Source organism: Peptoniphilus sp. oral taxon 836 str. F0141 (genome assembly GCF_000179335.1).
GTDB lineage: Bacteria > Bacillota > Clostridia > Tissierellales > Peptoniphilaceae > Peptoniphilus_A > Peptoniphilus_A lacrimalis.
In genome coordinates, this window is the sequence record NZ_AEAA01000042.1 from 1 (window position 1) to 6,031 (window position 6,031).

The 6,031-nt window shown below is 28.7% G+C and carries 8 protein-coding genes; 2 read left to right on the forward strand and 6 right to left on the reverse strand.

Annotated features, from left to right (window positions below; genetic code table 11):
* Nucleotides 1-239: 239 nt before the first annotated feature.
* The 5 genes from HMPREF9131_RS01815 to HMPREF9131_RS01835 form a co-directional block, all read right to left on the reverse strand.
* Entirely contained in the window at nt 240-593 is a 354-nt protein-coding gene (locus HMPREF9131_RS01815; RefSeq protein WP_009345054.1) for a cupin domain-containing protein, read from the reverse strand.
* Nucleotides 594-599: 6 nt separating this feature from the next.
* Nucleotides 600-1,880 carry a TRAP transporter large permease gene (locus HMPREF9131_RS01820; protein WP_009345047.1) on the reverse strand — a complete coding sequence of 427 codons (1,281 nt, stop codon included), beginning with the start codon at nt 1,878-1,880 and terminating at the stop codon, nt 600-602.
* Complete coding sequence (locus HMPREF9131_RS01825; RefSeq protein ID WP_009345053.1) at nt 1,877-2,251, reverse strand: TRAP transporter small permease; 375 nt, start codon at nt 2,249-2,251, stop codon at nt 1,877-1,879. The genes HMPREF9131_RS01820 and HMPREF9131_RS01825 overlap by 4 nt, the downstream gene beginning before the upstream one ends.
* Before the next feature lie 103 nt (nt 2,252-2,354).
* Entirely contained in the window at nt 2,355-3,362 is a 1,008-nt protein-coding gene (locus tag HMPREF9131_RS01830; protein ID WP_009345049.1) for a DctP family TRAP transporter solute-binding subunit, read from the reverse strand.
* Between the two features lie 52 nt (nt 3,363-3,414).
* Nucleotides 3,415-4,614: a pyridoxal phosphate-dependent aminotransferase gene (locus HMPREF9131_RS01835; protein WP_009345046.1), complete on the reverse strand. Its 1,200-nt coding sequence runs from the start codon at nt 4,612-4,614 to the stop codon at nt 3,415-3,417.
* Nucleotides 4,615-4,875: 261 nt separating this feature from the next.
* On the opposite strand from HMPREF9131_RS01835, the gene HMPREF9131_RS08560 reads away from it, so the two are divergent.
* Both HMPREF9131_RS08560 and HMPREF9131_RS08565 read left to right on the forward strand, forming a co-directional pair.
* Complete coding sequence (locus HMPREF9131_RS08560; protein ID WP_009345050.1) at nt 4,876-5,259, forward strand: GntR family transcriptional regulator; 384 nt, start codon at nt 4,876-4,878, stop codon at nt 5,257-5,259.
* 35 nt (nt 5,260-5,294) lie between these two features.
* On the forward strand, nt 5,295-5,564 hold the full coding sequence (locus HMPREF9131_RS08565) for an FCD domain-containing protein (RefSeq protein ID WP_232202569.1): 270 nt from the start codon (nt 5,295-5,297) through the stop codon (nt 5,562-5,564).
* 142 nt (nt 5,565-5,706) lie between these two features.
* Here the strand turns inward: HMPREF9131_RS08565 and HMPREF9131_RS01845 are convergent.
* Nucleotides 5,707-6,031: YraN family protein (locus tag HMPREF9131_RS01845; RefSeq protein ID WP_009345051.1), on the reverse strand; the 325-nt coding region annotated here is incomplete at its 5' end.

Consider the following 6,031-nt stretch of genomic DNA (forward strand, 5'->3'; position numbering starts at 1 on the left):
GTGGCTAACTTATTGTTGCAATTTAGATTTAAAAAATTTCTATAAAATTTTAAAAAAAATATTAAAAACTTTTGACAACATAAATTAAAATATAAACGAACTTTGAAAAAACAACTTATATGAAAACAAGCCTTGACATAAGCCAAGACTTGTTTAAGGAAAATTATTAAACTATTTTTGTTCTTTATTAAATTCGTTTATTCATACTTTAATTTTTCTATTGTGTACTTTATTTTATCTTAACTTTGCTTATATTCCTTAAAAACTACTGCAAGAAATTTTAATTTTCTATGCTTTGACGTATTCTTTAATCCATGACCTTCGCCATCGAAAATAATACAATAATCTCCATTAGACACATTTGTTGAATTATCTTTTTCTACAAAAATGCCTTCTCCATCCAAAATATAATATAGCTCTCCGTCTCCTTTGTGCATATGATATCCTATTTCTGAATTAGGTTCTAATTCCATCTCTGCAATCATTGTAACACCATTAAATATTTCTTTGTCTGTTATATAAGATCCTGACAAAAATCCTCTTCCATTTCTTGGATTTTCAAAAATTAAGTTTTTATTTCTTTTTAATATCATGATAACCTACTTAACAGCATTTACTAAAAAAGTCGATAAATCTGGAATAAATATTATAAGGAATACAGCTACAGCAACTATTAGCATAACATGAATTAGATAAGGTAAAGTATCCTCTATACCCATATTTTTATCTGTGATACTGCATCCACATATCGTTGATAGTCCCACAGGTGGTGTAACATTTGCTAATGCAAAGTTCATAATTAAAACCATACCAAAATGTATAGGATTAATATTATACTGCATAGCTATTGGCATAAATATAGGTGCTAATAATATAATTAATGATGTTACTTCTGTTAAACAACCTAATACAAGTAATATTCCTGATACAATTAGCAAAAATTGAGTCTGTGTATTTGCATACTTTAAAAAGAATCCAGTTATTAATTCCGGTATCTTTGCAATAGTTAATAACCAAGCAAAAGAATTACATATTGCTATAACTATAAGAATTATTGCTGAAGTTATCGCAGAATCTATCATTACAAATTTCAATCTTTCCCAAGTCAATTCTCCGTAAAAAGCAGATAAAATTAAACCGTATAATACTGCAACTACTGCTACTTCAGTTGAAGTCATCCAACCGCTAAATATACCCCCTAATATGATTACTGGTGTCATTAAAGGAAAAAAACCATCTTTAAAAATTTCAAATAACTCCTTACTAGAAATCTTTTCTTTATTTATTATTCCAAAACCTCTTTTTTTTGAAATATAGCTTGCATAAATTGATAACATTGCAGCTAATGCTATTCCTGGTATAAATCCTGCTAAAAATAAATCACCTATAGAAATATTAGCTGTAATACCTAATATAACCATCGTTATACTGGGGGGTATTATTAGCCCTAAAACTCCTGAAGGTCCAATAATACTTGCTATAAAAGAATTTGAATATCCTTGTTTTTTCATTTCTGGTACCATGACAGAACCTACGGCAAAAGTAGTTGCTGCAGTTGAACCTGAAACTGCACCAAATAATGCACAAGTAACTATAGAAGTTACCGCTAATCCTCCTGTCACTTTACCAACTAAAGCATTCGCTAAGTTCATTAATCTCTTTGTAAGTCCGCCTTCGCCCATAATATTTCCTGCTAATATAAATAAGGGCAAAGCTAACAATGAGAAAGAATTAACACCTGCAAACATCCTTTGTACCATCATTTCTAAAGAAATTCCTTTAAGTGCAAGCATACCTGAAGTAACAACACCCATTGAAAATGCTATCGGTATTCCTAGAAATAATAATGTAAAAAATCCTACCAGTATTCCTAATATCATAATTTTTCTCCTTTTTTAAAGCTAAGAAATTTCGTCACTAAAATATACAATGTCATTAGTGAAGTAATTGGTAATACAGAATATACTAAACCCATTGGCCACTGCATTGTTGGAGACAATACATGCATAGTTTTAGAAGACAATTTAAAACCGTAAATCGTTATTATTAAGTAGAAAATTATAATAACAAGCTCTCCAAACAATACAATAAATTTGTTGATATTACCCTTAGTTAGGTCTACAAAAAAACTTACCGATAAATGTCTATCTTCAGATAGTGCAACAGAACACCCTGCAAAAGTTAACCATATTAAGAAAAATCTAGCAAGCTCCTCACACCATGGAAGAGATATTTTAAAAGCTCTTGACATAACTTGTAGAGCTACAATAAATGTTAACCCAACTATGCAGATGAAGCATATAACTTTTAATATTGTTAATAAACTATTTTTATTTTAATACCACAAAATCACCTTACCAGCCAGATGCTTCGTTATAAATTTTCATTAATTCGTCACCAAAAGTGGCACTCCATTCTTCATATACAGGTAACATAGCTTTTCTAAATGCTTCTTTATCTACATTGTCATTTATCTCCATACCCTTTGAGCGTAATGTTTCAATATATGAATTATGATCTTTATCATTCGCATCTTTAATTTTTTCTGATAATTCATTCATACAATCTAAAATTATTTTACGATCATCTTCATTAATTTTTTCCCAAGTATCTTTATTTACAACTACCATTGCCTGATTATAAAAATGATCAGTTATAGATAAATATTTTTGTACTTCATTAAAATTAGCAGCTACGATATTTGCAAGAGGATTTTCTTGAGAATCTACAACTCCTTGTTGCAAAGCACCATATAACTCTGAAAAAGCAAGCATTGTAGGAAGGGCTCCTAATTTCTCAAATGCATCAACACGAAGTTTATTTTGTGCAACTCTTATTTTCATTCCCTTTAAGTCTTCTGGTTTAACAATTGGTCTTTTATTATTAGTTATTTCTCTGTAGCCCCACTCTATAAATCCAATTTTTTGCAATCCATAGTTTTCCATTAATTTTCCTAGATAATCACCAAATTCACCATCAAAAGCATTTCTTGCGTGATCAATATCTTTCCACATATATGGTAAATCTTCAATTGCCATTTTTGGCTCAATTGCCTGCATTGAACCTGTCATTATTGCACCTGCATCTAATGATCCTAGTTGAATTTGTTCTAACATATCTGTTTCAGAACCTAATTGAGAATTTGGAAAATCTTCAATTTTAACTCTTCCCTCAGTTTCTTCACCAACTTTAACTGCAAATTCATGAATTAGGTTAGTAGCATTTGTTCCTTCAGACATTGCGTGACCTAATTTTAATTCAATAGCACCAGCACTACCCTTACTTGATTCATTCTTTTTGCCACATGCCATAAGTGATATTAACATAGTAAAAATCATTATATAAAGTAAATTTTTTTTCATTAGAAATCCTCCTTAAATATATTATTTATGTACCAAAATTTAATTGGCCATTTTAATAATTGGTTCTATTTGGATAGCTTACAAGAGCTTTTTCTAATATTTCCATGGCTCTTTTTAATTTATCCTCTTCTAAAACATAGGCTATTCTCACTTCTTTAGTTCCCAAGCCTTCACTTGCATAAAATCCCTCGATAGGTGAAAGCATTACAACTTCTCCATTATCTTCAAAGTTTTCAAGCATCCATATCAAAAACTTTTCAGCATTATCCACGGGAAGTTTTGCACATATATAAAATGCTCCCTCTGGCTTTTGACAAACTATACCTTCCATTTTACTCAATAATCCGTAAACTAAATCTCTTCTCTTTCTATATTCATTATTCACCTCCTTAAAATATTCTTTTGGTGTCTTATAAAGTTCAATCGCTCCTTCCTGATCCAATGTTGGTGGACATATTCTTGATTGACACAGTTTAATAACATTATTAATGAAATCTTTATTTTTTGATGCTATATTGCCAATCCTAGCTCCACATGCACTATATCTTTTTGAAATACTATCTACTATTATTACATGGTCTTTAATTTTTTCTATTTGTGCGAAACTTGTGTATTCCAAGCCTTCATAAACAAATTCCCTATAAACCTCATCAGAAATTAAAAATAAATCGTTTTCTAAGACAATATCACTAATCATATTTACTTCTTCGTCTGTATAAACAGTTCCTGTTGGATTATTAGGATGATTCATAAGTATTCCTTTTGTATCTTTATCTATGAGTGCTTCAATAGTTTTTTTGTCAGGTAGATGATATCCATTTTCTGGAGATGTTGTTATTGCCTTAATCTCTATATTTAATTCTTTTGCAATTGTATTGTAGTCAGTATATAAAGGTTCAACTGCTAAAACTTTATCTCCTGGGTCGCAAATGGAAATCAGAGAAAATAACAAAGCTTCGCTTCCTCCTATTGTTATAAGTATTTCATCCCAATCGAAATCAATCCCTTTTTCTTTATAATATTTACTTATTACTTTTCTGAGTTTAGGGTTTCCGTTATTGGCTCCATATGCCAAAACTTCGGGTTTGAAATTTTTAATTGCGTCAAAAAAACCTTCAGGTGTTTTTATGTCTGGTTGCCCAACATACAACTCAATAATCTTTTTACCTTTTTCTTTAGCTTTTTCTATGTAAGGAGTTAACTTCCTTGTTCCTGAAAAAGGCATATCATAAATTCTATTAGATAATTTCATTATATCCCCCTGTTATTTTATGTATACTTTTTTTAGTTTATATATTTTGTACTTATTAGCATAATAAGGCTTTTTTTATTGTTTGTCAACTGTTTTCCTATATATTTATATGTATACATTAATTCAGTTTCTATAAATTTTATATTATAATTTTTATATTTTAAAACTACACAACTTAATAATTTAGATTCTTGTAATTTCAACACTTAGATTATATAATTAAAGAAAATAAAATAATTTTAATAATTGGGGTGTTTATTTATGAGCAGGCAAAGTGATTATACAAAAAATATATCATATCAAGTTTATTTAAGCCTAAAAGATAAAATTATGACTATAGAATATAAACCAGGAGATATATTAAAAGAGGTAGAGATTTCAGAAGAATTTAAGCTTAGTCGCACCCCTATCCGTGCTGCAATCCAAGAATTGAAAAATGAAGGCTTTATAGAGTTTAATAACAGAAATATAGTAACTCCTATGAGCCTAAATGATTATATTAAAATTTTTCAAATTAGAGAAAATTTGGAGTTATTATCAGTAAAACTTGCTACTTTAAATTGTAATGAAGAAAATATTTTAGCTCTTGAAGAAAACTGTGAATTACAAAAAAAATCTTTATACAAAAAAGTTACCAACCTTTAAAGTTTTTAAATTTAGACAGACAGTTTCACCTTTCAATGGCAAAAATTAGTGGTAACAATTTTTTAGTTGAAGAGTTGAAAAGGTTTTATGACCTTTTTTATAGGTACAATTATATTTGCGGATTTGAAAATAGAAAAGATTATGCTATTGTTGAACATGAGAATCTGATTTCTATGATTAAAAATGGTAATATAGCCTTAGCAGAAAAGCAAATGAAAGACCATATGGCAAATGTAAACTCCCTTATAATTATGTCGCTTCCTGGCAAATTAAATAATCTCTCTTCTGATTCTAATAATGATTAAAAAATATCTCTTGGACTGTAAATTTCCAAGAGATATTTTAATCTTTTTATATTTCTTCAATAGTATAAAATTATTTCTGAAATTTTTTATTATTTAAAAACAAAAATTTTATTTTATAAATTTTAGAATGAAGTTTTTATTTTTAGCTTAATATAAAGGCATTTTCTATATGGTTTATCCTTTTCTCGTTTATATATACTTCAATCACATCAAAGCGAACTTGTGTATTATAAAGCTCATGTTTGTATATGTAAACATTGGCTGTTTGAATTATATTTCTCATTTTAAATTCAGTTACTGCCTCATAGGCTTCTCCAAATCTATGGTTTCTTCTTGTTTTTACTTCTACAAAGACAAGTTCTTCTCCATCTTTTGCAATGATATCAATTTCTGTTCCCAAGGCTCTATAGTTTCTGTCTAATATTATATAATTCTTTTTTTGTAAAAAGTCTGTGGCTAAGCTTTCG